This window comes from Flavobacterium rakeshii (genome assembly GCF_009741375.1).
GTDB classification, from domain to species: Bacteria; Bacteroidota; Bacteroidia; order Flavobacteriales; family Flavobacteriaceae; genus Flavobacterium; species Flavobacterium rakeshii.
Map to the genome: position 1 here is coordinate 16,564 of NZ_WOWP01000049.1, position 25,192 is coordinate 41,755.

At 39.1% G+C, this 25,192-nt stretch carries 23 protein-coding genes; 6 read left to right on the forward strand and 17 right to left on the reverse strand.

What is annotated here, in order from left to right; all coding sequences use genetic code 11:
* Window positions 1-183: 183 nt before the first annotated feature.
* Together GN157_RS12350 and GN157_RS12355 are read right to left on the reverse strand one after the other, a co-directional pair.
* A complete protein-coding gene (locus tag GN157_RS12350; protein ID WP_157483699.1) occupies window positions 184-1,224 on the reverse strand; it encodes a PLP-dependent cysteine synthase family protein in 1,041 nt (346 codons plus the stop codon).
* An 80-nt stretch (window positions 1,225-1,304) separates the two neighbouring features.
* Entirely contained in the window at window positions 1,305-3,434 is a 2,130-nt protein-coding gene (locus tag GN157_RS12355; protein ID WP_157483700.1) for a S9 family peptidase, read from the reverse strand.
* Window positions 3,435-3,700: 266 nt separating this feature from the next.
* On the opposite strand from GN157_RS12355, the gene GN157_RS12360 reads away from it, so the two are divergent.
* A complete protein-coding gene (locus GN157_RS12360) occupies window positions 3,701-4,024 on the forward strand; it encodes a YbaB/EbfC family nucleoid-associated protein (RefSeq protein ID WP_157483701.1) in 324 nt (107 codons plus the stop codon).
* 62 nt (window positions 4,025-4,086) lie between these two features.
* Here GN157_RS12360 and GN157_RS12365 read toward each other — a convergent pair whose 3' ends face one another.
* Window positions 4,087-4,527, reverse strand: coding sequence for a hypothetical protein (locus tag GN157_RS12365; RefSeq protein ID WP_157483702.1), 441 nt, complete (start codon window positions 4,525-4,527; stop codon window positions 4,087-4,089).
* Window positions 4,528-4,594: 67 nt separating this feature from the next.
* Window positions 4,595-5,620: a threonine aldolase family protein gene (locus GN157_RS12370; protein ID WP_157483703.1), complete on the reverse strand. Its 1,026-nt coding sequence runs from the start codon at window positions 5,618-5,620 to the stop codon at window positions 4,595-4,597.
* Window positions 5,621-5,668: 48 nt separating this feature from the next.
* Between GN157_RS12370 and prfB the strand changes: the two genes are divergently transcribed.
* The 3 genes from prfB (at window position 5,669) to GN157_RS12385 (ending at window position 9,489) form a co-directional block, all read left to right on the forward strand.
* Window positions 5,669-6,764, forward strand: a protein-coding gene (prfB, locus tag GN157_RS12375; RefSeq protein ID WP_157483704.1) for a peptide chain release factor 2 whose coding sequence is annotated in 2 segments (ribosomal slippage) — window positions 5,669-5,731 and window positions 5,733-6,764 — 1,095 coding nt in all. Because the reading frame shifts where the segments join, the coding sequence is not laid out codon by codon here.
* 152 nt (window positions 6,765-6,916) lie between these two features.
* Window positions 6,917-8,140: a GAF domain-containing sensor histidine kinase gene (locus tag GN157_RS12380; protein ID WP_157483705.1), complete on the forward strand. Its 1,224-nt coding sequence runs from the start codon at window positions 6,917-6,919 to the stop codon at window positions 8,138-8,140.
* Between the two features lie 125 nt (window positions 8,141-8,265).
* The gene (locus GN157_RS12385) at window positions 8,266-9,489 is read left to right on the forward strand and encodes a GAF domain-containing sensor histidine kinase (protein ID WP_157483706.1); all 1,224 of its coding nucleotides are present in this window, start codon (window positions 8,266-8,268) and stop codon (window positions 9,487-9,489) included.
* 94 nt (window positions 9,490-9,583) lie between these two features.
* Here GN157_RS12385 and GN157_RS12390 read toward each other — a convergent pair whose 3' ends face one another.
* Window positions 9,584-10,243 (reverse strand): hypothetical protein, encoded by a 660-nt coding sequence (locus GN157_RS12390; RefSeq protein WP_157483707.1) that lies wholly within the window; start codon window positions 10,241-10,243, stop codon window positions 9,584-9,586.
* Window positions 10,244-10,388: 145 nt separating this feature from the next.
* Here GN157_RS12390 and GN157_RS12395 point away from each other — a divergent pair, with 145 nt between their 5' ends.
* Window positions 10,389-11,318, forward strand: a complete 930-nt coding sequence (locus tag GN157_RS12395) for an AraC family transcriptional regulator (protein WP_157483708.1) — start codon at window positions 10,389-10,391, stop codon at window positions 11,316-11,318.
* Here GN157_RS12395 and GN157_RS12400 read toward each other — a convergent pair.
* The 11 genes from GN157_RS12400 to GN157_RS12450 form a co-directional block, all read right to left on the reverse strand.
* Window positions 11,315-11,689, reverse strand: coding sequence for a DUF779 domain-containing protein (locus GN157_RS12400; RefSeq protein ID WP_157483710.1), 375 nt, complete (start codon window positions 11,687-11,689; stop codon window positions 11,315-11,317). The genes GN157_RS12395 and GN157_RS12400 overlap by 4 nt on opposite strands.
* A 140-nt stretch (window positions 11,690-11,829) precedes the next feature.
* Window positions 11,830-12,864, reverse strand: a complete 1,035-nt coding sequence (adhP, locus tag GN157_RS12405; protein ID WP_035134837.1) for an alcohol dehydrogenase AdhP — start codon at window positions 12,862-12,864, stop codon at window positions 11,830-11,832.
* Between the two features lie 89 nt (window positions 12,865-12,953).
* Window positions 12,954-14,459, reverse strand: a complete 1,506-nt coding sequence (locus tag GN157_RS12410) for an aldehyde dehydrogenase family protein (protein WP_157483711.1) — start codon at window positions 14,457-14,459, stop codon at window positions 12,954-12,956.
* A 180-nt stretch (window positions 14,460-14,639) separates the two neighbouring features.
* The gene (locus GN157_RS12415; RefSeq protein ID WP_157483713.1) at window positions 14,640-15,224 is read right to left on the reverse strand and encodes an SMI1/KNR4 family protein; all 585 of its coding nucleotides are present in this window, start codon (window positions 15,222-15,224) and stop codon (window positions 14,640-14,642) included.
* A 32-nt stretch (window positions 15,225-15,256) separates the two neighbouring features.
* Entirely contained in the window at window positions 15,257-15,700 is a 444-nt protein-coding gene (locus GN157_RS12420) for a hypothetical protein (protein ID WP_157483715.1), read from the reverse strand.
* Window positions 15,701-15,715: 15 nt separating this feature from the next.
* Window positions 15,716-16,633: a phospholipase A gene (locus tag GN157_RS12425; protein ID WP_157483717.1), complete on the reverse strand. Its 918-nt coding sequence runs from the start codon at window positions 16,631-16,633 to the stop codon at window positions 15,716-15,718.
* Window positions 16,634-16,731: 98 nt separating this feature from the next.
* The gene (locus GN157_RS12430; RefSeq protein ID WP_157483719.1) at window positions 16,732-18,351 is read right to left on the reverse strand and encodes a M1 family metallopeptidase; all 1,620 of its coding nucleotides are present in this window, start codon (window positions 18,349-18,351) and stop codon (window positions 16,732-16,734) included.
* A 68-nt stretch (window positions 18,352-18,419) separates the two neighbouring features.
* Window positions 18,420-18,914 carry a hypothetical protein gene (locus GN157_RS12435; protein WP_157483721.1) on the reverse strand — a complete coding sequence of 165 codons (495 nt, stop codon included), beginning with the start codon at window positions 18,912-18,914 and terminating at the stop codon, window positions 18,420-18,422.
* Window positions 18,915-18,994: 80 nt separating this feature from the next.
* Window positions 18,995-19,645: a class I SAM-dependent methyltransferase gene (locus GN157_RS12440; RefSeq protein ID WP_157483723.1), complete on the reverse strand. Its 651-nt coding sequence runs from the start codon at window positions 19,643-19,645 to the stop codon at window positions 18,995-18,997.
* 99 nt (window positions 19,646-19,744) lie between these two features.
* Window positions 19,745-20,650, reverse strand: coding sequence for an alpha/beta hydrolase (locus GN157_RS12445; protein WP_197429449.1), 906 nt, complete (start codon window positions 20,648-20,650; stop codon window positions 19,745-19,747).
* A gap of 34 nt (window positions 20,651-20,684) precedes the next feature.
* Window positions 20,685-22,313: an acyl-CoA carboxylase subunit beta gene (locus GN157_RS12450; protein WP_157483727.1), complete on the reverse strand. Its 1,629-nt coding sequence runs from the start codon at window positions 22,311-22,313 to the stop codon at window positions 20,685-20,687.
* A 198-nt stretch (window positions 22,314-22,511) separates the two neighbouring features.
* On the opposite strand from GN157_RS12450, the gene cls reads away from it, so the two are divergent.
* Entirely contained in the window at window positions 22,512-23,984 is a 1,473-nt protein-coding gene (gene cls, locus GN157_RS12455; RefSeq protein WP_157483729.1) for a cardiolipin synthase, read from the forward strand.
* 60 nt (window positions 23,985-24,044) lie between these two features.
* Here cls and GN157_RS12460 read toward each other — a convergent pair whose 3' ends face one another.
* Entirely contained in the window at window positions 24,045-25,166 is a 1,122-nt protein-coding gene (locus GN157_RS12460; RefSeq protein WP_157483731.1) for a hypothetical protein, read from the reverse strand.
* Window positions 25,167-25,192: the final 26 nt, after the last annotated feature.

Genomic DNA, 25,192 nt, shown 5'->3' on the forward strand with positions numbered 1-25,192 from the left:
ACTTTTACTCACTTCGTGAAAACCATCCCCTGAGCCGGGATGGTTTTTTTAGCACTACACTAAAAAACACATAAATATTATAATAAAATACGGGAAGTAGTAGTCCCGGATATCCTGCATCCAAAAAAAGCCATCCTGTTAAGGATGGCTTTTTGATATCTTTTTGGTACTAATCTCTTATTATTATTTGATGAACTCTATTTTTTGAGTTGCTTCCATGTTAATGCTGTCAAAGAAGCCCTGTTCGTTCATCCATTCATCGCTAAATACCTTGCTCATGTAACGTGAACCATGATCAGGGAATATAAGGATAACATTACTGTTTTCGTCAAATTCACCAGCTTCAGCATACTGTTTAACAGCCTGTAATGCTGCTCCGCTTGTGTATCCTACAAAAAGACCTTCTGTTTTGGCAATATGCCTTGCAGTGTGGGCACTATCTTCGTCAGATACTTTTATGAACTTGTCTATAACATCAAAATCTGTTGCGGTTGGGATAAGGTTTTTACCTAAACCTTCAATTCTGTAAGGGTAAATTTCCTCGTTGTCAAACTCTTTAGTTTCGTGGTATTTTTTAAGTACCGAACCATAAGCATCAACTCCCAGAATTTTAATATTTGGGTTTTGCTGTTTTAAATAACGTGCAGCACCCGATATGGTACCTCCTGTTCCGCTACAGGCAACAAGGTGGGTAATTTTCCCGTTTGTTTGTTCCCAAATTTCAGGACCTGTAGTAGTAAAGTGAGCATCTACATTTAAATCATTAAAGTACTGATTGATATAAACAGATCCTTTTATCTCCTCATGCAGTCTTTTAGCTACATTGTAGTAAGAGCGAGGATCATCTGCCGATACGTTTGCCGGGCAAACATATACCTTAGCACCCATGGCGCGAAGCATATCAATTTTATCTCTTGATGATTTAGAGCTAACTGCCAGTATGCAGTCATAACCTTTAATAATGCTAACCATTGCTACACTAAAACCTGTATTCCCCGAAGTAGTTTCAATAATAGTGTCTCCCGGTTTCAGGATACCCTTTCTTTCGGCTTCTTCAATGATGTATAGTGCAATCCTGTCTTTGGTTGAATGGCCCGGATTAAATGCCTCTACTTTTGCGTAAAAATTTCCTTTTAACCCTTGTGTAACTTTATTGAGCTTAATTAGTGGTGTATTCCCAATTAATTCCAATACATTATTATAGGCTTTTATTTCTTCTTTCATAAAAAATAAGTTAGTAAGGTAAACTATGTACAAAGTTTAATTGACCTCAAAACCTTGCAAATCTAACAAAAAAAATTTAATTACTCCTGAATTCCTTCCAAATCTAGTAAAAAACTATACTCTTTAGCAACCTCTTTTAGTGCCTCAAATCTTCCGGAAGCCCCGCCATGCCCTGCGTCCATATTGGTGTCAAGATACAGCTGGTTTTTATCGGTTTTTACGGCTCTTAATTTAGCTACCCATTTGGCAGGTTCCCAGTACTGTACTTGGGAATCATGTAGTCCTGTTGTTATCAGCATATTAGGATATTCCTGAGCTGTTACGTTGTCATAAGGCGAATATGATTTCATGTAATCATAGTACTCTTTTTCGTTAGGGTTCCCCCACTCGTCATACTCTCCTGTTGTTAACGGTATAGAATCGTCAAGCATGGTAGTTACCACATCTACAAACGGTACCTGTGCAATAACACCGTGGTACAGTTGCGGAGCCATGTTTACCACAGCACCCATTAGCAGTCCTCCTGCCGAACCACCCTCGGCATACAAATGCTGAGCCGAAGTATATTTCTGTTCTATTACATATTTGGAACAGTCTATAAAATCGGTAAAAGTGTTTTTCTTTTTAAGCAGTTTTCCGTTTTCATACCATTCACGGCCTAAATCTTCACCTCCCCTAATATGGGCAATGGCATAAATAAACCCTCTGTCTAACAAACTAAGCCTTATGGATGAGAAGTATGGATCCATACTTGCACCATACGAACCGTAAGCGTATAATAACAACGGATTATTACCATCCATTTTAATACCCTTGCGGTATACCATAGAGATAGGTACTTTGGTACCGTCTTCGGCAGTAGCCCATACCCTTTTCTCTTCGTAGTTGTTTTTATCAAACTTACCACCCAGTACCTCCTGCTCTTTCCTTACGGTCTTTTCGCGGGTTTTCATATTAAAGTCGATAACTGAACTTGGTGTCGCCATAGACTGGTAGCCATAACGAAGCACATCGGTATCAAAATCAACATTGGTAGTAGTATAAGCAGTATAAGTTTCTATATCAAAAGGAAGGTAGTATTCCTCGCTACCGTCCCAAGGGCGGATGCGTATTTTGTTAAGTCCGTTAGAACGTTCGCTTACCACAAGGTAGTTTTTAAAGATATCTACCCCTTCAATAAGCACATCCTCACGGTGAGAAAGCAGGTCTTTCCAGTTTTCCATACCTGTAGCCGTTTCCGGAGTCTCCATTAACTTAAAGTTGGTCGCATTGTCCTTATTGGTTACAATGTAAAACTTATCACCATAATGGCTAATATCATACTCCAGTCCGCGTGTTCTTTTCTGGAAAAGCTTAAACTCGCCATCAGGAGTTTGGGCATCAAGTATCCTGTATTCGCTGGTAAGCGTACTGCTTGAACCTATTACAAGATATTTTTTTGATTTCTCTTTATATATAAACGTGTTAAAGGTGTCGTCTTCCTCGTGGAAAATCAATTCATCTTTAGCCACATCGTTACCCATTTTGTGTTTGTATATCTTTTCAGATCGTAGGGTAACAGGATCTTTCCTGGTATAGAAAAGTGTTTTGTTATCGCCGGCCCAGGTTGAACCTCCCGTTGTATTTTCAATTTTGTACGGAAGCACCTCACCCGTAACCAGGTTTTTAACCTGAATGGTATACTGCCTTCTTGAAACGGTATCTACCGCAAAAGCAGCCCACTGGTTGTCCTCACTAATATTGATTCCTTTTAGCTGAAAGTAACTGTGTCCTTTTGCAAGCTCGTTGCAGTCAAACATAATTTCCTCAGGGGCATCGAGGTTTCCTTTCTTACGGGCATAAATAGGATAGTCTTTACCTTTTTCATAACGGGTAATGTAGTAGTAACCGTTGTAAAGGTAAGGGACAGAAGAATCGTCCTCTTTAATCCTGCCCTTCATTTCCTCAAATAATTCCTTTTGGAACTCCTTGGTGTGGGCAGTACACTGTTGGTAGTATTCGTTTTCTTTGTTTAGGTAGTCTATTACTTCCGGGTTTTCCCTCTCATTTAACCAGTAGTAATTATCGATCCTAACATCTCCGTGTTTTTCCAGTTTTTCTGGTTTAATTGCGGCCACGGGTGCCGCGACGGTTTCTGTCATTTCAGATTTTTTAGTTTGGTCGCATGCAAAAATAACACAAACACAACTTAAAAGTAAGTGTTTTTTCATTCTTTTAAATGATTATTATTCAAACCTGCAATTTAATATTTTTAGCAGATAATTTTTATTAAATACAAAAAATCTTTGCACAATCAATGGTTAATAACCTCCTTATTATAAAAAGAATGTAAAAACACTTTCTTCAAAAATCTTCCTCTTTACGGCTATCTGCCCCACAGCAGGCTACCACACCGTTAAAGCAGCATTAAAACTGTGTAAAAAACATTTTTATTTTGGTAATTTTACGGCAACAAAAACAAATAAAAATCAACACTATGTTTGGAGATATTATGGGTATGATGGGTAAGATTAAGGAAACCCAGCAAAAAATGGAAGAAACCAAAAAAAGACTTGACACCGTACTGGTAGATGAGCAAAGTAATGACGGACTGTTAAAAGTTACTCTTACTGCTAACCGCGAAATAAAATCGGTTACTGTGGCAGATGAACTGTTAGAAGATAAAGAACAACTTGAAGATTACCTGGTACTGGTTATGAACAAGGCTATTGCAAAAGCAACATCGGTTAACGAAGCCGAGCTTGGTGCTGTAGCTAAAGACGGCATGCCTAACATACCGGGAATGGATATGTTTAAATAAAATCTATTTAAAATTTAAGATTGAAAGATTTAAAAAAGCGCGGATTAATTGTCCGCGCTTTTTTAATTGTAAAGAGATTGCCTAATATAATTCAGGATTTCTGTTTCAAAGTATTGCTTTTCAAGCCTGTTTTCTTTACTTGAAAAATCTTTATTTATATACTTCCAGTTACCTAATTTCAAACCATCATTAACTGCTACAAAAGCAAATGAACAGCCCTCATCAGACGTTCTTACCCAAGTATAAAGTATTTTATTTTGAGTTTTGTTATAAAAATAAATATGATACCAATGATCATCAGGCCGATCACTCTTACCATCGTATAATCCTACGGAATCTGGTACAATATATTCCGGATGAGTCCTTTTAAATTCCTCAACCGCCTGTATCAAATTATTATATCCAACTTCTATGGTATATATTTCTGCATATGGATAGCTACCCGGAGCAAAATTACACGATACCAAAAACATCAATGATAAGAAAATCAAGTATTTTTTCATGATATAATTTTAAGATTCTTCCTCCGTAAAGATGACAAATCGAAACAAACAACCCGGAGCCCTAAAACTACAAAGTAAGCTTCTGCAATGTTTCCATTACAAAATCGTGCATTACCCCTTTGTAATCCAAGTGTGTTACTATACGCAGTTTTCCTTTTCCCAGCGAGCTGATATGGATACTTTTATGCTTTAGCTTCTCCATAAGGTCGGCTTCACTGTATTGTGGTTTAAGGGAAAATATAAGTATGTTGGTTTCCACAGGCTCAACCTTGTCTATCCACGGTAACTGCTGTAACAGGTTACCTATATCTTTAGCTCTTTTATGGTCTTCTTCCAGCCTGCCTACATTGTTTTGTAAAGCATATAAACCTGCCGCCGCCAGATAACCTGCCTGACGCATACCGCCGCCTAATATCTTACGCACACGCAACGCCCTGTTCATATCTTCCTTACTACCTAACAATACCGAACCCACCGGAGCGCCAAGCCCTTTACTAAGGCAAACCGAAATGGTATCAAACAGCTCTCCAAACTGCTTAGGGTGTTGCCTTCTTGCCACAAGGGCATTCCACAGGCGGGCACCATCAAGGTGGTATTTAAGGTTGTTTGCGGTACAAACTTCTTTTATCTGCTTCAGGTTTTCCATGTCATAACATGCCCCTCCGCCTTTATTTGTAGTATTTTCTATAGACACTAAGCTCGTTAACGGACTATGGTAAAAATCGGGCGGGTTAATCGCCTCGGCTACCTGCCCTGCTGTAATCATCCCTCTGTCACCATCCAAAAGCCTGCATGAAACTCCGCTGTTAAACGAGGCTCCTCCGCCTTCATAATTATATATATGTGCCCATTTGTCGCATATTACCTGCTCTCCCGGGTTAGTGTGCAATTTAATGGCGGTTTGGTTTGCCATGGTTCCCGACGGAAAAAATAAAGCGGCCTCCATACCAAAAAGTTCTGCAACTGATTCTTCCAGTTCGTTAACCGTAGGATCCTGCTTATAAACATCGTCGCCCACTCTCGCCCTAAACATATGCTGCAACATGTCGTGAGAAGGTTTGGTTACTGTGTCGCTTACTAAATTTATTTCCATATTATGAAAAGTATAGCTTATTTTTGCAATACAAAACTACATTTATTTATGACAAATACCGAACAAATTAAAGGTATTATAGAGCGCCTTGGTGCGCTGAGGAGGTATCTTTGACATCGATAGGAAATTAATCGAGATTACTAACGAAGAAGAGAAAACCTTTGCTCCTGATTTTTGGAACAACGCCAAAGAGGCCGAAATTGTTGTACGAAACCTGCGTTCTAAGAAAAAGTGGGTGGAAGACTACGAAAAGGGAAATGCGATGGCAGAAGAGCTACAGGTTATTTATGAGTTTTTCAAGGAAGGCGATGCTACCGAAGAAGAACTGGATAACCAGTACAGCCAAACCATAGCTCACATAGAAAACCTTGAGTTCAAAAACATGCTTAGCGACGAAGGGGATTCTCTTAGTGCCGTACTGCAAATTACTGCCGGTGCCGGTGGTACCGAAAGTTGTGACTGGGCTTCTATGCTTATGCGTATGTACATTATGTGGGGCGAGAAAGAAGGTTATAAGGTTCGCGAACTTAACTTTCAGGAAGGTGAGGTTGCAGGAGTTAAAACCGTTACCCTTGAGTTTGAGGGCGAATATTCCTTTGGTTACCTAAAAGGCGAGAACGGCGTGCACAGACTGGTACGTATTTCTCCGTTTGACAGTAATGCCAAAAGGCATACTTCATTTGCATCGGTATACGTGTACCCGCTTGCAGACGACACCATTGAAATTGATATAAGCCCTGCAGACATCTCTTGGGAAACCATGCGTTCCAGCGGTGCGGGAGGTCAAAATGTAAACAAGGTAGAAACAGCGGTGCGACTGCGCCACCACCCTACCGGTATTATTATTGAGAACTCCGAAACGCGTTCGCAGCTGGATAACAAAACCAAAGCCATGCAGTTGCTAAAATCGCAGCTTTATGAAATTGAGCTGAAAAAACGTCAGGCGGTGCGTGACGAGATTGAGGCAAACAAAATGAAAATTGAGTGGGGATCGCAAATAAGAAACTACGTTATGCACCCGTACAAACTGGTTAAAGACGTGCGTAGCGGCTATGAAACCAGCGATGTAGACGGCGTTATGAACGGTGAAATAGACGAGTTCCTTAAGGCCTACCTAATGATGATGGGACAAAAAGAGGAATAGCCTTTTTACGGGAAAACCTCAAAAGTTAAAAAAAAGCCAAAATAACACTCTAAAGCTCAGTGTTTTTACGAAAAAATATTGTACTTTAGAGTGTTTTTCACACGCATTTAACACTGTGGAAGTTTTTTTAACTTCTAATACCACACAACCCCATGAATCACACTGCAGACATACTTGTCCCGGAGAATGACAGCCTGCGCTTAAAAAAGCTGTATGAGTATCAAATTCTTGATACCCACCCGGAAGATACCTTTGACAAAATTGCCCTGCTCGCTTCAAAAGTTTTTAAAACCCCTTATGCTTTTGTCACTTTTGTAGATCATGACCGTGTATTTATAAAAGCCAATATCAGTCCGTTTGAAGGTAATGTTATACCCCGCGAAAAATCACTGTGCGGTATGGCAATTATTGATGACGAATGTACCATAATACATGATGCTACAGAAAACGAATGCATGAAAGACAGCCTTTTGGTAAAGAAAAAAGGAGGCGTTCGTTTTTATGTAGGAGCACCACTGCGAAGTCCCGAAGGGTATTTACTGGGAACCGTATGTGTTGCCGATAAAAAACCTCGTTACGGTCATATTAGTAAACGCAAACAGGAAATGCTTAAAAACCTTGCCGACCTGGTTGTAAATAAACTGGAAATGCGCCTTAGGTATAAAACCCAGCTAAAGGCACAGCATGAGTTAATGAACATTACCCTCCACGAAATAAAAAATCCGTTAGCATCTATTAAACTGGCTAACGATGTAATTAAAAAAGACCCCACCCGTTGTGAAAGCATGTATGTAAGGGTTAAAGACAGCATTACCCGTATACAGACAAAACTTCACGATCTGCTTAAAAACAGTGAAGACGAAGAGGTACAGCAAAAACTGTGTATGGAGGAAACCAACCTGAAAGAAATTTTCGAATCGCTTTTAGACACCTTTCAGCTACAGGCTAACAAAAAGAAACAAACCGTAACACTGAGTTATGACACTAACATCCCTCCTGTTTTTATAGATCGGAAAAAGATAACCGACGTGTTTCACAATCTGCTTAGTAACGCGTTAAAATATTCTTATCCTGATTCAGATATTAACATTTTTGTAAGCCGTAACTGCACCTCGGTCGATGTGGAGTTTAGGGATGAAGGTCAGGGACTGGATGAAGATGACATCAATAAACTTTTTACCCGTTTTGCTAAGCTCAGTTCCAAGCCTACAGGTAAGGAAACCTCAAACGGACTGGGGCTTTCCATATGTAAGTTTCTCGTAGAAATGCATAACGGAAAAATATACGCTACAAGCCCCGGTAAAGACATGGGTACTTCCTTTTTTGTATCGCTTCCGCTTATCTATGAGGTGGAAAAAGAACACCAAATGCGTTAATTTATACTTTAACACGGTAAGTGTTATAACATTCTGCTAAAGTTTTATTTGTACGAAATTAAGACTTACCTTCGATGAAGAATAGGAGTTTATTCCCACACAAAAGCACTGTTCTTTAACGAAGTATGATATATACAAAACCTACATCCATAATCCCGTCAAACGACATGCAAAGGCTTGAAAAGCTGTATGAGTATCGCATACTAGATACTCACAGCGAAGAGGCGTTTGACAAGATTGCATTGCTGGCTGCACAAATATTTAACACCACCAGTGCTTTCATTTCGTTTGTGGATCAGGACAGGGTATTTTTAAAGTCTAACCTTAGCCTACTGCCTCATAATGTGATAGATCGCAGAGACAGTTTATGCTCACTGGCTATACTTAATGACAATGTTACCGTTTTTAACGATACCCATACTTCACCTGATTTAATGGAAAGTCCTTATGTTGTAGGCGAAGACGGTATACGATTTTATGCCGGAGCACCCTTAAAAACACCCGAAGGTTACCTTGTAGGTACTGTTTGTGTGATAGACAACGTAGCCCGCGAAGCTACCGATGCTCAAATGGACATGCTTAAAACACTGTCTAAAATTATTGTAAACAAACTGGAAAGCCGCCTGCGCTACCGCAAAAGTATTGAGTCGCAAATAGATCTTACCAATATAGCACTGCATGAAATAAAAAATCCGTTGGCCTCCATTAAACTGGCTAATGAGATTTTAACCAAAGACAGTTCGAAAGTTGAAAGGATGAGCGGCATGATTAAAGCCTGCGTACTCCGTATACAAAACAAACTTGCCGATGTTTTAAAACAGGCCGAGGAAGACGAACACAGACTTACGCTTTCTATTGAAGAGGTAGACCTTAATGAAATGTTTACCAAAATACTAACGAGTTTTGAATTACTGGCAAACAGGAAAAACCAGGCTTTATTGCTGGAACACGACCCTGAGCTGCCTAAAATATATGCCGATAAAGCCAAGATCTCTGATGTTATGCACAACCTTGTAAGCAATGCGCTTAAATATTCTTATGCCGGCACTACCGTAAGAATAATTGCAAGGCAGGAAGAAAACATTATCCGTATAGAGGTACAGGACGAAGGACAGGGATTAAGCCAGGCAGACATTAGCAAACTGTTTACCAAGTTTGCTAAACTAAGCTCCAAACCTACGGGTAAGGAAACCTCAACAGGATTAGGGTTATCCATAACCAAATCGTTTGTAGAGCTACACCACGGTACTATTGAAGCCAAAAGTGCCGGAAAGGATAAGGGCACATCCTTTATCGTTTCACTTCCACTTAAATATGAAAAGGAAGAATTGCAGGAATATTTCGGATAGGTATTTCCTGTTTTTTTGATTCAATATCTATATTCTTAAACCGAAAAAATCCCGTGGGTTGGTGATTAACCACGGGATTTTTCATTTTTATGATTTACTTTTTCTTCATAATATATTGCATTATATCTCCCGCATTCAAGATTGGGGTTGATGTTGGTAAGTAAGCCTCACTAAAGATTAAAAGATAAACACTATCTTCTTTCCTAAAAAAAGCAATATCAGACCTAAGTTTACCTCTTTTATTCTCTTCAACATACATCCTTACATCAGGTTTATCATTAAAATAAGCAGTAAGATAATTATACTCTGTACTATAAACACTAAGGGTATCATTTGAAAATATTTTTTCCATTTCACCATCAGAAGAAAAATGTATTGATTCCTTTTCCTTTATTTTAGACAGTTTAGCCAGATTATATTTTAACTCATAGTTTCCTCCTTCAAGTATATTATATGAAGAGTTAACATTGCTAAAAGATTTATTACCTACAACATTTAGATTATAGTTTTTAGTTAAACTATCAATTTTAATAATGTGAAGCGTATACTTATCATCAATAATATAATCACCTATAATAGCTTTACCCTTATAACTATAACTGCCTAATAATTGATACTGAAAACTTTCGTTTTTAAAAAAACGTTTCAGTCCAATTAAATCCTGTTCGTTACTATAATCAAAAAACTCTATAGGCTCCATACATGAAATAAAAGACAATGGTATAAACAGTAATATCAAAAAGTATTTCTTCATTATTTAAGGTGTTTGGCTAATTTTTTTTTCAAATATAAACAATCGCAACCAGCATAGATTTTCATTAGGATTTTAATTTTTAACACCACCTCTAATTGTATTATTCAAAAATTTTTAGTAATTTTTAACTCTTTAATTTACTGCCATGCACTCCAAAAAATTACTCACCACCCCTGCGCTTACTACAGAAAAATCACTAAAAACGCTGGTGGAAAACAGGTCGGTTTATTCACTGGATAACTGCGAACTCAACATATTTGAAACCTACAAGGAAGCACAGCTGGTTCCGTTAAAGTTTAACGATCTTGTAGTGACCAGTATGCTAAGAGGAAAAAAGGTAATGCATCTTTTTGATGACCCTGAGTTTGAGTACCTGCCGGGAGAAACGGTTATTGTACCCTCTAATGTAGAAATGCGTATTGACTTCCCCGAAGCCTCTACCCACAACCCTACACAGTGCCTCGCCCTTGCCATAGACCATGACAAGATTAGCAGTACCCTTAATTTTTTGAACGAACGCTACCCTAAAGACGGTAAGAACATCTGGAAGCTGGACCACGAAAATTACTTCTTTTATAATAATACCGAACTGGCTACATCTATCAATAAACTGATAAAGGAATGCATGAGTACATCGGTCACTAAAGATGCGTTAGTAGACCTCAGCCTTCAGGAGTTACTGGTTCGCATTGTGCAGTCACAAACCATACAGGGGCTTAACAGCCCTAAAACCTTACAGTCAGGAGGTGACAATGAAAGTGCCATGCATGTAATTGCCGAATACATTAAAACCAATATTACGCAAAACCTAAGCCTTAAAGACCTTAGTGAAAAAGCATGTATGAGTACCACATCGTTTTATCGCTACTTTAAGCGCGAACTGGGCATGACACCACTGGAGTTTATATTAAACGAAAAAATAAAACAGGCCAAGCAGCTTTTAAAACACCCGGGCATACAGGTAAACGAGGTATGTTTCCAGTCGGGGTTTGAGGACTGTAATTATTTTATCAGGCTGTTTAAAAAACATGAAGGTATTACCCCTAAGCAATACCAACAGTTATACATTAATTAATCTTCAAGATATTTAAGCGGTTCAAGGTCATTGGCTTCCTCTTCGGTAAACAGCCTCGACTCTATTAAAAACCGCATACCATAAGGTATTTCGAGCGAAAAACTGGCTCCCCTGCCCTCTACCGCTGTAAGGGTAAGATGCGTGTGTTTCCAGTATTCAAACTGGTCTTTACTCATCCAAAACTCACAGCCTTCAACCACGCCAAGGCACACATCGCTGTAACCCAGCTTAAAGTCTCCTTTCTCAAAACACATGGGCTGACTTCCGTCACAACACCCACCACTTTGATGAAACATGAGTTCGCCGTGCCTGTCTTTTAGTTTTGCAATAAGTTCTGCTCCCTGTGGTGTACAGTCAATTCTTTTATACATAACAGTAGTTTTAGTAAAGTTACTCCGAAAGTTCTATTTTAACCTTGTAGAAAAATCCAAAAAGCGATTATGAGATTTCTCTACTTCATTGCATTACGCCCTAAATGGAAAACAGAACTTCCGGAATAACCGATAACATATTATCCTTCGGCTACCTGAAGCACCATACGTCCTTCAATTTCTCCTTTTTTCATTTTGTCAAAAACATCATTAATATCCTCCAGTTTAGCAGCAGTAACATTAGCTTTTACCTTTCCTTCCTGTGCAAACTGTATGGCTTCCTGCAAGTCTTTTCGTGTCCCAACGATAGATCCCCTCACGGTAATCCTGTTAAGTACGGTATCAAAAATAGGCAGGTCAAAACTTCCCGGTGGCAGTCCGTTAAGAGCAAGCGTACCTTTACGCCTAAGCGTTTCCAGTCCCTGTTTAAAGGCTATGGGCGAAACTGCCGTAACCAGTGCACCATGCATACCTCCGGTTTCCTTTTTCAGGAAAGTCCCGGGATCCTGTTCTTTAGCATTAACAACTAAGTCGGCACCCAGTCGTTTTGCCAGTGCCAGTTTATCATCGGCTACATCAATAGCAGCCACATGCAGCCCCATCGCTTTGGCATACTGTACGGCTACATGCCCCAGTCCGCCGATGCCCGATATGGCAACCCACTCACCCGGCTTGGTATCGGTTTCCTTTAAGCCTTTATATACGGTAACCCCTGCACAAAGTATAGGAGCCATCTCTAAAAAGTTAGGATTATTCCCAAGGTGACCCACATAACGGGCATCGGCAATAACATATTCGGCAAAACCACCGTCTACACTATACCCTCCGTTTTGCTGACTCTCACACAGGGTTTCCCATCCGGTAATGCAGTGTTCACATCCTCCACAGGCACTATACAGCCACGGCACTCCTACAGCATCACCTTCTTTCACATTATGAACATCTGGCCCTACGGCTACAACATAGCCTACCCCTTCGTGTCCCGGTATAAGCGGCATTTTAGGTTTAACAGGCCAGTCGCCATCTACAGCATGCAGATCGGTATGGCAAACGCCACTGGCGATAACCTTAACCAGTACCTGATTGCGCCCCGGGCGCTTTACTTCTACTTCCTCAATTTGCAATGGCTTGCCAAACTCGCGCACCACTGCAGCTTTCATGGTTTTTGGTAACATAGTAATTATTTTTGGTTGGTTGTATCAATATCATATTATAAAAAAAGACAGGCTATGGTACGGCCTGCCTTTTAATCCAAACTCTAAAATCAGAAAAAGCCTAATTTCTTTTTGTCGTAAGAAATCAGCATGTTTTTAGTTTGCCTGTAATGCTCAAGCATCATTTTATGGTTTTCACGGCCAAAGCCCGATTTTTTATATCCGCCAAACGGAGCATGTGCAGGGTATGCATGGTAATTATTTACCCAAACCCTACCGGCCTCTATGGCTCTTGGAACCTGATACAGCTCGTGTGCGTCGCGTGTCCATACACCCGCACCAAGTCCGTAAAGAGTATCGTTAGCAATCTCAATAGCCTCCTCGGTCGTTTTGAAGGTAGTAACACATACCACAGGACCAAATATCTCTTCCTGGAAAATTCTCATTTTGTTATTCCCTTTAAAGATTGTTGGCTGAATGTAGTAACCTGTACCCAGTTCGCCATCCAGTTGGTTTACCTCACCACCTGTTAACACCTGTGCACCTTCATCTTTACCAATTTTAAGATAGGATTTGATTTTTTCATACTGGTCGTTTGAAGCCTGTGCTCCCATTGCAACGGTTTTATCCAGCGGATGCCCTATTTTAATAGCCTCTGTACGTGCTATTACCCTTTCTATAAACTTGTCGTAAATATCTTCGTGTACCAGCATACGTGACGGACACGTACAAATTTCACCCTGATTAAGGGCAAACATTACAGCACCTTCTACTGCCTTATCAAAAAACTCATCATCGGCATCGCCTACAGATTTGAAGAAAATATTAGGTGATTTACCTCCCAGCTCCATAGTAGACGGGATAATGTTTTCGGCAGCATACTGCATGATAAGCCTACCGGTGGTGGTTTCTCCCGTAAACGATACTTTACTTATTCTTGGTGAGGTTGCCAGTGGTTTACCTGCCTCAACACCAAAACCGTTTACAATGTTTATTACTCCCGGCGGCACCACATCTTTAATAAGCTCCATTAATACGATAATGGAAACCGGAGTCTGTTCGGCAGCCTTAACCACTGTACAGTTACCTGCGGCAATAGCGGGTGCAATTTTCCAGGTAGCCATAAGCAGCGGGAAATTCCACGGGATAATTTGTCCCACAACACCTATAGGCTCATGCAAAACGATGCTAACCGTGTTTTCGTCATGTTCTGATATTGTACCTTCCTCTCCTCTTATTACTGAGGCGAAGTACCTAAAATGATCTATACAAAGGGGTAAGTCGGCTGCAAGGGTTTCGCGTATTGCTTTACCGTTATCTATGGTTTCTACCGTTGCCAGGTATTCCAGATTGGCTTCCATAACATCGGCAATTTTATTAAGTACACTGCTACGGTATGCCGGAGAGGCCTTACCCCATGTTTTAAATGCTTCATGGGCAGCATCAAGAGCAAGGTCTATATCTTCTTTAGTAGAGCGGGCTGCTTTTGCAAAAGGTTTTCCGTCTATAGGGGAAATGTTGTCAAAATACTCGCCTTTAACAGGTGGTACAAATTTGCCGCCAATAAAGTTATCATACTTTTCTTTAAACTGCGGTCTTGAAACTATTGAACTCATACTTATAGTAATATTAAAGGTTATATTACCAAAAGTAGATTACTATAACGTTTTAGGATAGCACAATCTTTTCAAATAATAGCACAATTTTGCCACTTTTATTATTTTACTATTATTTTTTTGAATTAATGATAAAATATAAGTGTAATAAATAGAGAGTAGATAATAACAGATTTTTATTTAGACAATATTTATGGTTACGCTAGTTCCATCAGGAAGATTATAAATTTGCCGTGCTATATTAGCATTGATAATTATATAATCAGGAAAATTCATACTGCGTAAGTTTTCCTTTTTGTACTCACCTCCGGTAACAAAAGGTATTTTAGGACATAGTCGTAATTCATGATTAATTATGATGTCTGAAAAAATTTGTCCTGTCAAATAATCTGTCTCATTTTCTAACATAAATAACCATTCGTCAAAAGTTAAACATAAAAAATCCTTTTCTCCTATCTCTATATTAAAAAAGAAAACTCCTTTAGCTGAAAAACAAAACTGATTACCAAAAATATCTTCTCCAAAACTATATAGCCCTTCGAAAATACTTCCATATTCATTCAAAAGTAGCCGATTTACATGTTTAATATCATGATTATCTTCTGTATTAAAACCATACAAATGTAATGCAGAGTTAAAGAAATATCCTCCATTAGTATATCCTATAACAAACTGTAAAAAACCTGCATCAATTAAACTATCCGGCTGATTAACATCTACAATCGATTCAAACTTAACATTAATATTATCAATTAATATCTTCATAACATTATTTATATTACATCAACTCTACAAAGTTATTCTCTATCTTTTAAATCCTGTGCTATCAATATGTCAATCAGTTTAAAAAAATCAGGATTATTTTTTCTCTGTACCCCATTAATCACTATATGTGTATTCCTGCTCATACAAACAGTATCTGTAGTGTGTTGCTTGTGAACCAACATTTGGATTCTCGCATCAAAATCATAATTGGTATTTTCAAGAGCTTTCAGTTGACTGTAAATAGTATCAAATTGTTCAATAAAATTCCCGCTTGTAATATTTTTATAGAAAAACATACTCTCATCATCTTCTCTTACAAAAGTCTTCATACAGCCAATTCTGTAAGGATACAAATGATAAGGTGAAATATATAGAAGTTCAATTGATTTTACGGAATCATGCTCTTCGTTATCTGTTTTTTTACAACCGATAATTAAAAAAGTAAAACCTATTATTACTGCTAACTTAATTTTCATACTGTTCCTGTTTTATTACATCCATTCCACTAATGATATCCCAACCCCAACAATGGTTTGTAACTGGTTATAATCAATAAGCGTTTCGCCATAACCGTGAAAAAACTGTGCATGAAACTTTAGGTTTCCTTTTATACTTCGTGCCCAGTTAAGCTCAATACTGCCCTTCATGTTTTTATTAAAACTGAAATTAGGTACTACCGTGGCCGAAAAAATATCCTTATCGGTCGCATAGGTTACTGTGGCATCGCCATAACCTACATAATGACAAATGTTAGGATTATCGTCTATATCATCGGGAACGCGATACCATGCCCTTACAAAAACCTGCCAGTTCTCCTTCTCAAAAGCGGCATGGGCTATTATCCTATTCCAGCTTCGGGATAAGGGGTACGACCTTCCGTTTGACTGATGGTTAATACTTATCCCTGCCATTCGCCCTTTAAAGCCAAACAGACTGTAATGTGTAGTGAAATTCAAAATGGCTTCGGGCTCGTAGTTGATTTCCCTAAAAGGTCGCGACAGTGAGGCATTATACACCTGCCAGTGCGCTTTTTGTGAATAAGCTCCCCACAGGTCGCCATTACCCCAAAAAAGTCCCTGTGCTACCTTTACCTTAAAGCTTATCTGGAACTTGGCCTCGAGGTTATTAAGGTTCAGGTTATCGGTCACGGTATAATCCGGACTGCTGTTGCCACTACGGGGTTGTCCGTTTGGCGAACTAGACCAACGCAAAGGCAGTATATAAACCGGTTTATAAGGAGTAATTACAAACGTGGCAGGCTTTGATAGCGAATCAAGCTCCCAGCGTTGTGCCAGGCTGTTTAGCCGTTGCCTGTTGAAAAGCGAATTGGTTTGTGCCGTAGCAAACCAACAAAACAGCATTAGGGTAAAAGTAAAATAACGTTGTAAGGCGTTTGGTATTTGTGGCATAATACACGTGTTTCCTAACAAATATAACGTTTTTAAAGAAAAGCTGGGTTATTTGATTCTCCCATATTCTTCATGAGTTATTTTACCAATTATAACTTTTACATCTTATCCACTTTAATGTAAAACTCCTTTGTTTTTGGCTGTACATCTTTAATCTTATCGGCTTCAACAGTTAAGGTTTGCCAATCGTTGGTTCCGTTAAGTCGTATGTTTTTACCATAAATATGAACATCTACCGGCATGGCAAAGTTTTCCTCGTCGGTTACCCAGCGGTACTGTAACTGATGATCTTTCAGCTTTAACTCCAGTTTAGGTATACTTCTGTATCTCAGGTATTGGTTAAATACAGGCTCAAGGTTTATACCGCTTTCTTTACTGAAAAAGCTGATAACATCCTGCCCTTCTATCACCTGTTTTTTATAGGTTTCGGCATATTTAAGCAACATCGCCCACCATTTGTCATCATTGTTTACAATATGCCTTATGGTATTAAGCATTAACGCCCCTTTGTAGTACATATCGCCCGATCCTTCATTGTTCACACCAAATATCCCTACAACAGGTTTATCGTTGCGTACTCCCATGCGCTGACCGTATACATACTGCATTGCCTTATCATAACCCAACATACATTCTAAATACACGGTTTCGCTATACGTCGTAAAACTCTCATGAATCCACATATCGGCAATATCCTTAGAGGTTATACTGTTACCAAACCATTCGTGTCCCGTTTCGTGTATAATGATATAATCAAATGTTAGCCCTACACCAGTATACGACAAATCGCCTCCCCTATACCCCATTTTATAGTTGTTACCATAAGCAACGGCACTTTGGTGTTCCATACCCAGGTAAGGAGTTTCTACCAGTTTATAGCCGTCTTCCTTAAACGGATATTCGCCAAACCTGGTTTGAAAACATTCCATCATCGGTTTTACCTGCTTAAACTGTTCTTCGGCCTTTTCCTTATTATAACTTAATACGTAGTAATCAAGATCAAGTCCTTTGTAGTTATCGTGCATATGCACGTAATCGGCAATGTTTACCGTAATATCGTAGTTGTTAATTGGATTTATAACCTCCCAGTCCCATCGGGTATATCCGTTTTTAAGGTCTTCACTGCCTTTAAAACGTCCGTTAGAAACATTCATAAGTCCGTTTGGAACAGCCACTTTTATAGAGGCTCCGTTATCGGGCTCATCGCTTTGGTGGTCTTTTACAGGGTACCAAAGGCTCGCACCTGTTCCCTGTACTGCCACACCTATCCATGGCTTACCATTACCGTCTTCTGTAAAAACAAAACCACCGTCCCACGGAGCATTGCGTGCCACTTTAGGATTTCCCGAATAGTTAAACCTTAGCGTATGTTCACTCCCTGCTTTAAGCTCGTTAGGGAACGATATAAAAACAGCATCATTATCACGGGTATATTTCAGCTTTTTATTTTTAAGCATTATGCTTTCAATCTTCATATTCTCAAAAAGATCAAGCTGAATTTTTTGGGTATTGCTTACCACTTTAAAAGTAATATCATTATAGCCGCTTATAAATCTTTTATCAGGGTTTACCGTGATGTTTAGATCATAGCGAAGTACGTCAAAACTTGTCCTTTCAGGGCGCAGTCCGCCATGCAGGCTATCCCTTCTGGAAAATTCCTGAGCACTTGCAAAAACAAAGGCAAATAATGAGGCGATAAGCAATAAGGTGTTTTTCATGATAAACAGTTTACACTATTAGTCATGAAATGTAAGAATTTGTTACCAATAAAAAAACAGTAAGTGGTTTAAACCATATTTTGAGGCAATACCTCTGGGTTAATAACCGGCACCGGAATACTACTTTCGGCAGTAACGGCGCAGCCCACCTTGTTAAGGTAATCTACATCTATTTTTAGTTTCAGTAAATCCAGTTCCTTTTTGTTTACTTTTTTGTAATTGTCCAATAAAAAGGTTTTCATAGCATCATACAACACAAACGATAACTGAATATGTAAATCGCCTGCATTTTTAATGCTCTCACCCATTGAGATAAGCACAGGGAATACCTTTGCATTATCGGTTTGGCAAATAAACGGAGGAAGTGAATTAATATATAGCCCGCTTTCAATTAGGTTAATACTAACCTGCACAAGTGTTTTGTACTTGGCGTTCACAGCTATGCCCTTGCGCGCTAAGAGTTCTGAAGTGAAAAAATATTCGAGATAGTTGGTTATCTTCTCTACAGATACCACATTTCGCAGCTCGTCATCACAAGCTACATCAATAGTTAGCTTTTTCATGGCTGATAAGGTTTGGTTTGTTAAAAGTATATACGAAGGATACTTATGGTTGGTTTTCAAAAAAGCGAAAAAAATTCAACTTATTTTAAAACCCCTGTAACTATAGTAATTTCGCGGTCAATATTCTCACCACTGTTACTTAGTACCTGCTCTGTATCTTCATATACATTCCGGATAACAAAACCGGCCTTATCTAATAATTCTGATGTATGCTCTGCCGTATACATGGTAAAGCCATACTTAGCAAACGGAATTTTTATCATGGTGCTTTGGGGAATTAAGCCTATTGATAAAACACCTCCGGACTGCATAACGCGTGCAATCTCGTTAGCATACTCCTGTGGGTTTTGCCAAAAGTAGATTGTGTTTACTGTAAATGCCTTATTGAACTGATTATCCTGAAACGGAAGGGAGTTTCCGTTAGTAAGCACAAAAGAAGCATTAATGTAACCTTTATTTAGCTTTTGCGCCTGCTCTATCATAGTGCCCGATATTTCGGCACCCGTATACCGCATGCTTTCGTTTAAAAGAACATCACCTACGTGGGCACCGTTACCGGGGCCTATTTCCAACACGCTGTCGTTTACAGCCAACGACAAACTGTTTATGGTTTTAATAATGAGATTACTGTTAGTAAAGTTCATCATCTCGGCCACCTTTAACCCGGTATCACCTTCGGGATGGCTTAGCTGGCGTGCCAGCTCCTGTAGTTCGGCGTCTGTCAGTTTCATGTGTGGGAAGTTCTTCAATTAGCAATTACGTTAAATGTACTAATAAAAAACCGACTGCAAAAGCAGTCGGTTCAACAATTGTTAATTATTTACAATATCTTATTTTTCAAACAGAAATAAAAGAACCTCATCAAATCGTTGCCTCCATGCTTTTTCTGTATCCTCTGCTCCTTCAAAAACTTTTGTTACATAGTTAACATTCCCTTTATAACCTGAATTAACCAGTAATGCATCTACCTGTTTTTGATATGGCAATGATATAGCATCCAGCCCTTTTGTTCCCTGATCAAAGTAAAAACGATGATTTTTTGACGAAGGCATATGTGACTCCATGTATTTACTTACTGCATCAAACGGATTAGTATTGTTCTCATCAAACAAAACTGGCCAGTGTGTAGAAAGGCATGCTGCATTACCAAATACCTCAGGATATTCAAAAGTAGCGTACATAGAAATTAACCCACCCATAGAGCTACCGCAAATAGCTGTGTTTTGAGCATCGGTTAAAGTTCTGTACGTTTTATCTACATATACCTTTAATTCACCCACAAGGAATTTTAAATAATCATTCCCCATAAACTCCTGTTTTGAAGCACCTGTTGCTTTAGCCACCTCCAGTGCTTCTTTCAACTCATCGTTAGTAAGATTTTCTAATACTTTTTCAGGAAGATATTCCAAATACCTGTTTTCCGTACTCCAAACAGCAACAATAATAACAGGCTTAATTTTTTTTTGTGCAGCTAAGTCCATCGCTGTATTCCCTGCATTCCATGAAATATAATCCCTTGCTATATCATCATTTAATACGTTTTGCCCATCCTGCATATACAGCACCGGGAAACGCTGGTTTTTATCGGCCTCATATTCTTTTGGCAACCAAATATCTACCCTGCGGGCAGCTACATATTGTGAAGGAAAATGATCAATAGTCTGTACAATTTGCGCCTGCGCAGCAGGTGCAAAAACAGCAAAGCAAAGCAATGCCGTTAAAAAAGCTCTTTTCATACTCATTGTTTATGTTGAAACGTAAAAGTAAAAATTATACCTGTATTACGCCAAGGTTAAACGGTTTTTCTATTGGAGCATGGTTTGCAGCCTCTATCCCTATAGAAATCCATTTACGGGTATCAAGCGGATCGATAATTCCATCGGTCCATATTCTTGATGCGGCATAGTATGGTGACACCTGTGCATCATACCTTGCCTTTATTTTATTGAAAAGTTCTTCTTCTTTCTCCTGAGTAATTTCTTCTCCCCTAGCCTTTAATGATGAAGCTTCAATCTGTAATAATACCTTCGCAGCCTGCGTACCACCCATAACGGCAAGCTCGGCACTTGGCCATGCAAATATAAGCCTTGGATCATATGCCTTACCACACATAGCATAGTTACCCGCTCCATACGAGTTACCCACTACTACGGTAAACTTAGGCACTACCGAGTTACTCACGGCATTTACCATTTTAGCACCATCTTTAATAATACCGCCATGTTCGCTTTTTGAACCTACCATGAACCCGGTTACATCCTGCAGGAACACAAGCGGAATTTTCTTTTGGTTACAGTTGGCTATAAAGCGTGTAGCCTTATCAGCACTGTCAGAATAAATCACACCACCAAACTGCATTTCGCCTTTTTTGGATTTTACCACCTTACGCTGGTTTGCCACAATACCTACAGCCCATCCGTCAATGCGGGCATAGCCTGTAATAATTGTTTGTCCGTATCCGGCTTTATATTCTTCAAACTCGCTGTTATCAACAAGTCTTTTAATAATCTCCATCATATCATACTGCTCAGAACGTTGTTTAGGCAGTATACCGTAAATCTCATTTGGGTCAAGAGCCGGCTTTTGCGGAGCCGTACGGCTGTATCCTGCCTTCTCAAAGTCGCCTATTTTGTCTACAATATTCCTTATTTTATTAAGGGCATCCTTATCGTCTTTGGCTTTATAATCTGTAACCCCCGATATTTCACAGTGTGTAGTAGCACCACCAAGGGTTTCGTTATCAATATTTTCGCCAATAGCCGCTTTTACAAGGTAGCTACCCGCAAGGAAAATACTTCCTGTTTTGTCTACTATAAGTGCTTCATCGCTCATAATAGGCAGGTAAGCACCCCCCGCAACACAACTCCCCATTACGGCAGCAATTTGGGTAATACCCATACTACTCATAACAGCATTGTTACGGAAAATACGACCGAAGTGTTCTTTATCAGGGAAAATCTCATCCTGCATTGGCAGATATACCCCTGCACTGTCTACAAGGTAAATAATAGGCAGTTTGTTCTCTATGGCAATTTCCTGAGCACGTAGGTTTTTCTTTCCGGTAATAGGAAACCATGCTCCTGCTTTTACAGTAGCATCGTTAGCCACAACTATACATTGCTTACCGCTAACGTAACCTATTTTTACCACAACACCACCCGATGGGCAGCCGCCGTGTTCCTCATACATCCCCTCGCCTGCAAAAGCTGCTATTTCAACACTCTCGCTATTTTTATCTAAAAGGTAATCTATACGCTCGCGCGCTGTCATTTTACCTTCGTTATGTAGTTTTGCTATTCTTTTTTCACCACCTCCAAGCTTTACTTTTGCCAGTTTGCGTTTTAGCTCAGAAAGCAACAGTTTGTTATGATCTTCATTCTTATTGAAGTTAATATCCATGGGAATTATATCTTTTTTTGTGATAGTTGTAATTTTCGTGGTGCTAAAATACGAAATCGTTTGAAATTTTCAGTAAAACAGCCTAAATGATTAATATTCATTAAATGTTAAAAATTGAGCTGGCTAAAACTCACTTTCGCCCTACTTTAAAACCTAATCATAAATTTAGTAAATTGTGTAGTACAAAACCACCACTGCATGTTAGCACAAATAGATACAAAATGGATCTTACTCATTGAGATTGTTTATGTACTTATTGTAATTGGCGTATGCATACGCATTATTTATGATACCCGCGCTGTAAGCAAAGCCCTTGCGTATGTACTGTTTGCCGTATTTGTACCCGTTGTGGGCGTAATATTTTATTTCTCATTTGGGATAAATTACCGTAAGCGTAAAATATATTCCAAAAAACTTATGGTAGACGAAAAACTCGCCAAACGATTTAGGGAAAAAATTGCCGAAGCCGACCGTAACGTATATGCTTCACACAACCCTTCTATAATTCAGAATAAGGATTTATACCAACTGCTGTTTAATGAAAAAACAGGACGAAATCCGTTGGTTCCAAATAACAAAGTCACCCTGCTTAAAAACGGAGAAGCATTGTTCCCCGAACTAATACAGGCTCTTAAAGAAGCTCAAAGTCATATCCATATCGAATTTTATATTTATGAAGATGATGCTATAGGCAATACCATTAAAGATGTACTGATAGAGAAAGCCAGACAGGGAGTGGAAATACGGTTTATGTATGATGATTTCGGGAGCAGAAGCATACGTAAAACCATAGTGAAAGAACTGCGCAAAAGCAATATAGCTGCTTTCCCTTTTTATAAAATCAGACTTATGCCTGTGGCTAATCGTATAAATTACCGCAATCACCGTAAAATAGTGATTATAGACGGTAAGACATCGTTTATAGGCGGCATTAACGTGTCCGACAGGTATATCAATACAGGTAAAAACAAAGTGTATTGGAGGGATACCCACATCAGGATAGACGGTCCTGCAACTTATTCACTGCAACGCGTATTCCTTAGCGACTGGAACTTTAGTAGTGGGGAATCTTTAGGGATAGACAGCACTTACTTTCCGCTCTATCCGTTTAATAAAAAGGCTACCGCTAATATGCAGGTGGTTTCCAGCGGACCCGATTCTGACCTACCTAATATACTCTACACCGTAATCAAAGCCATTAGCCTTGCCAAACAGGAAATACTGCTAACCACCCCCTACTACATTCCTGACGAAGCTCTGCAGGAAACCCTCATCATAGCCGCACTTAGCGGTATTGAGGTAAAACTGCTTGTCCCTAAGGAATCGGACTCTAAAATAGTAAACCTTGCCTGCCGTGCTTATTTTGAAAACCTGTTAAGGGCTGGCGTGCGCATATTTTTATACGAAAAAGGATTTATACACAGTAAGACTTTTGTGGTAGACAGGACACTGGCATCTGTAGGAACGGCCAATTTAGACCTGCGTAGCTTTGACCTTAATTTTGAGGTCGCTACTGTTATTTATGACGAAAACATAGCACAGCAACTTGCCACTCACTTTGATGAAGACTGCCAAACTGCAACCGAAATACAGCCACAGGAGTGGTTTAAACGATCTAAATCCATAAAAGTGACCGAACGTTTGGTAAGGCTCATATCGCCCTTTATGTAAAAAGGGGATGCTTTTAAAAAACATCCCCTTTTTAGCTTAACTAATAAACTAAAACAATATTTAAATTAAGCCTATAAAGCTTAATACATCATTTTTAATAGCCGGGTTTACCGTTGCTGCAAGAGCAACAGATATTATAAGACCTATAAAAGCGAAAGAGAAATCTTTAGCAATCATCTTAAGTGCTTTGTTTTTATGTTTTTTACCTTTTTTCAAACGGGCAAGGTTAATAGCAATTTCACGACCGCCTATTAAACCAAGGAAAACCCATGTTGTACTCATTGGTACAGTACTGATAAACAGCTTGTAAATAAGTATAAGTGCATACGAGAAATCGATTAGCGTAGCAGCCCTAACGTCTGAAACGCGTGATTTTTCACTAACCACTTTCTGGATCCTGTCACCACGAAGGTAAAACAGTATACCAAGACCAAGGAAAATTACAAGTCCGAATATTACAAACTGAAAGCCATCCAGCCTTCTTGGTAAGAATACCGCAACGTTTGCACCATCCTGCATTACCCAAACAGACCATAATATACCACTCACAATCCACTGAGCTACCATCCATGACGGGTGTACTTTACGCCCTTTAAACTTCCTACGGATGTAGTTATAACCAAAAAACCATATAAGTACCGAGAATACAAAAGCAATTACATAACCAGACAAACTCTTGGTAATCATTGAGGTAATACCACTTGAACTTGAACTGAATACACTCAGCATAAGGAATGTAGTAGAAACCGGCATTCTTAACCTTGTAAGGATAAGCAGTACAAGCGGCGCCATAAGCATAAAGAACGAGAAGTTCTCAGGGTGCGGATACTTACTTACCTCTTCAGCATTAATAAGCCTACCGTAAGTAACATCTCCGTTAAGGGTAAACCAGCTTATGGAAATGGTTACTAAAAATATAATACCTATATACAACCAAAGTGTATACCATTTGCGGTGTTTGTTACTTTCAATAAAGGTACCAAGCGACTGTATACTGTCGTTAGAAACCGTTGCATAGGCTGCCGTAAGGAAACCTATCCACATTGCCACCTGCGGCTGATTGTAAAAAAGTGCACTGAAAATGAAGATAGTTGATATAATTACCAGGAATATCTTTTCATTCGAAAACTTCTCAATTAAACTTAAAGGAGGAATCGACTTTTTCTTGTATTTCATTTTCATGTGTAGGGTAGTTTAAAAATCGTTGC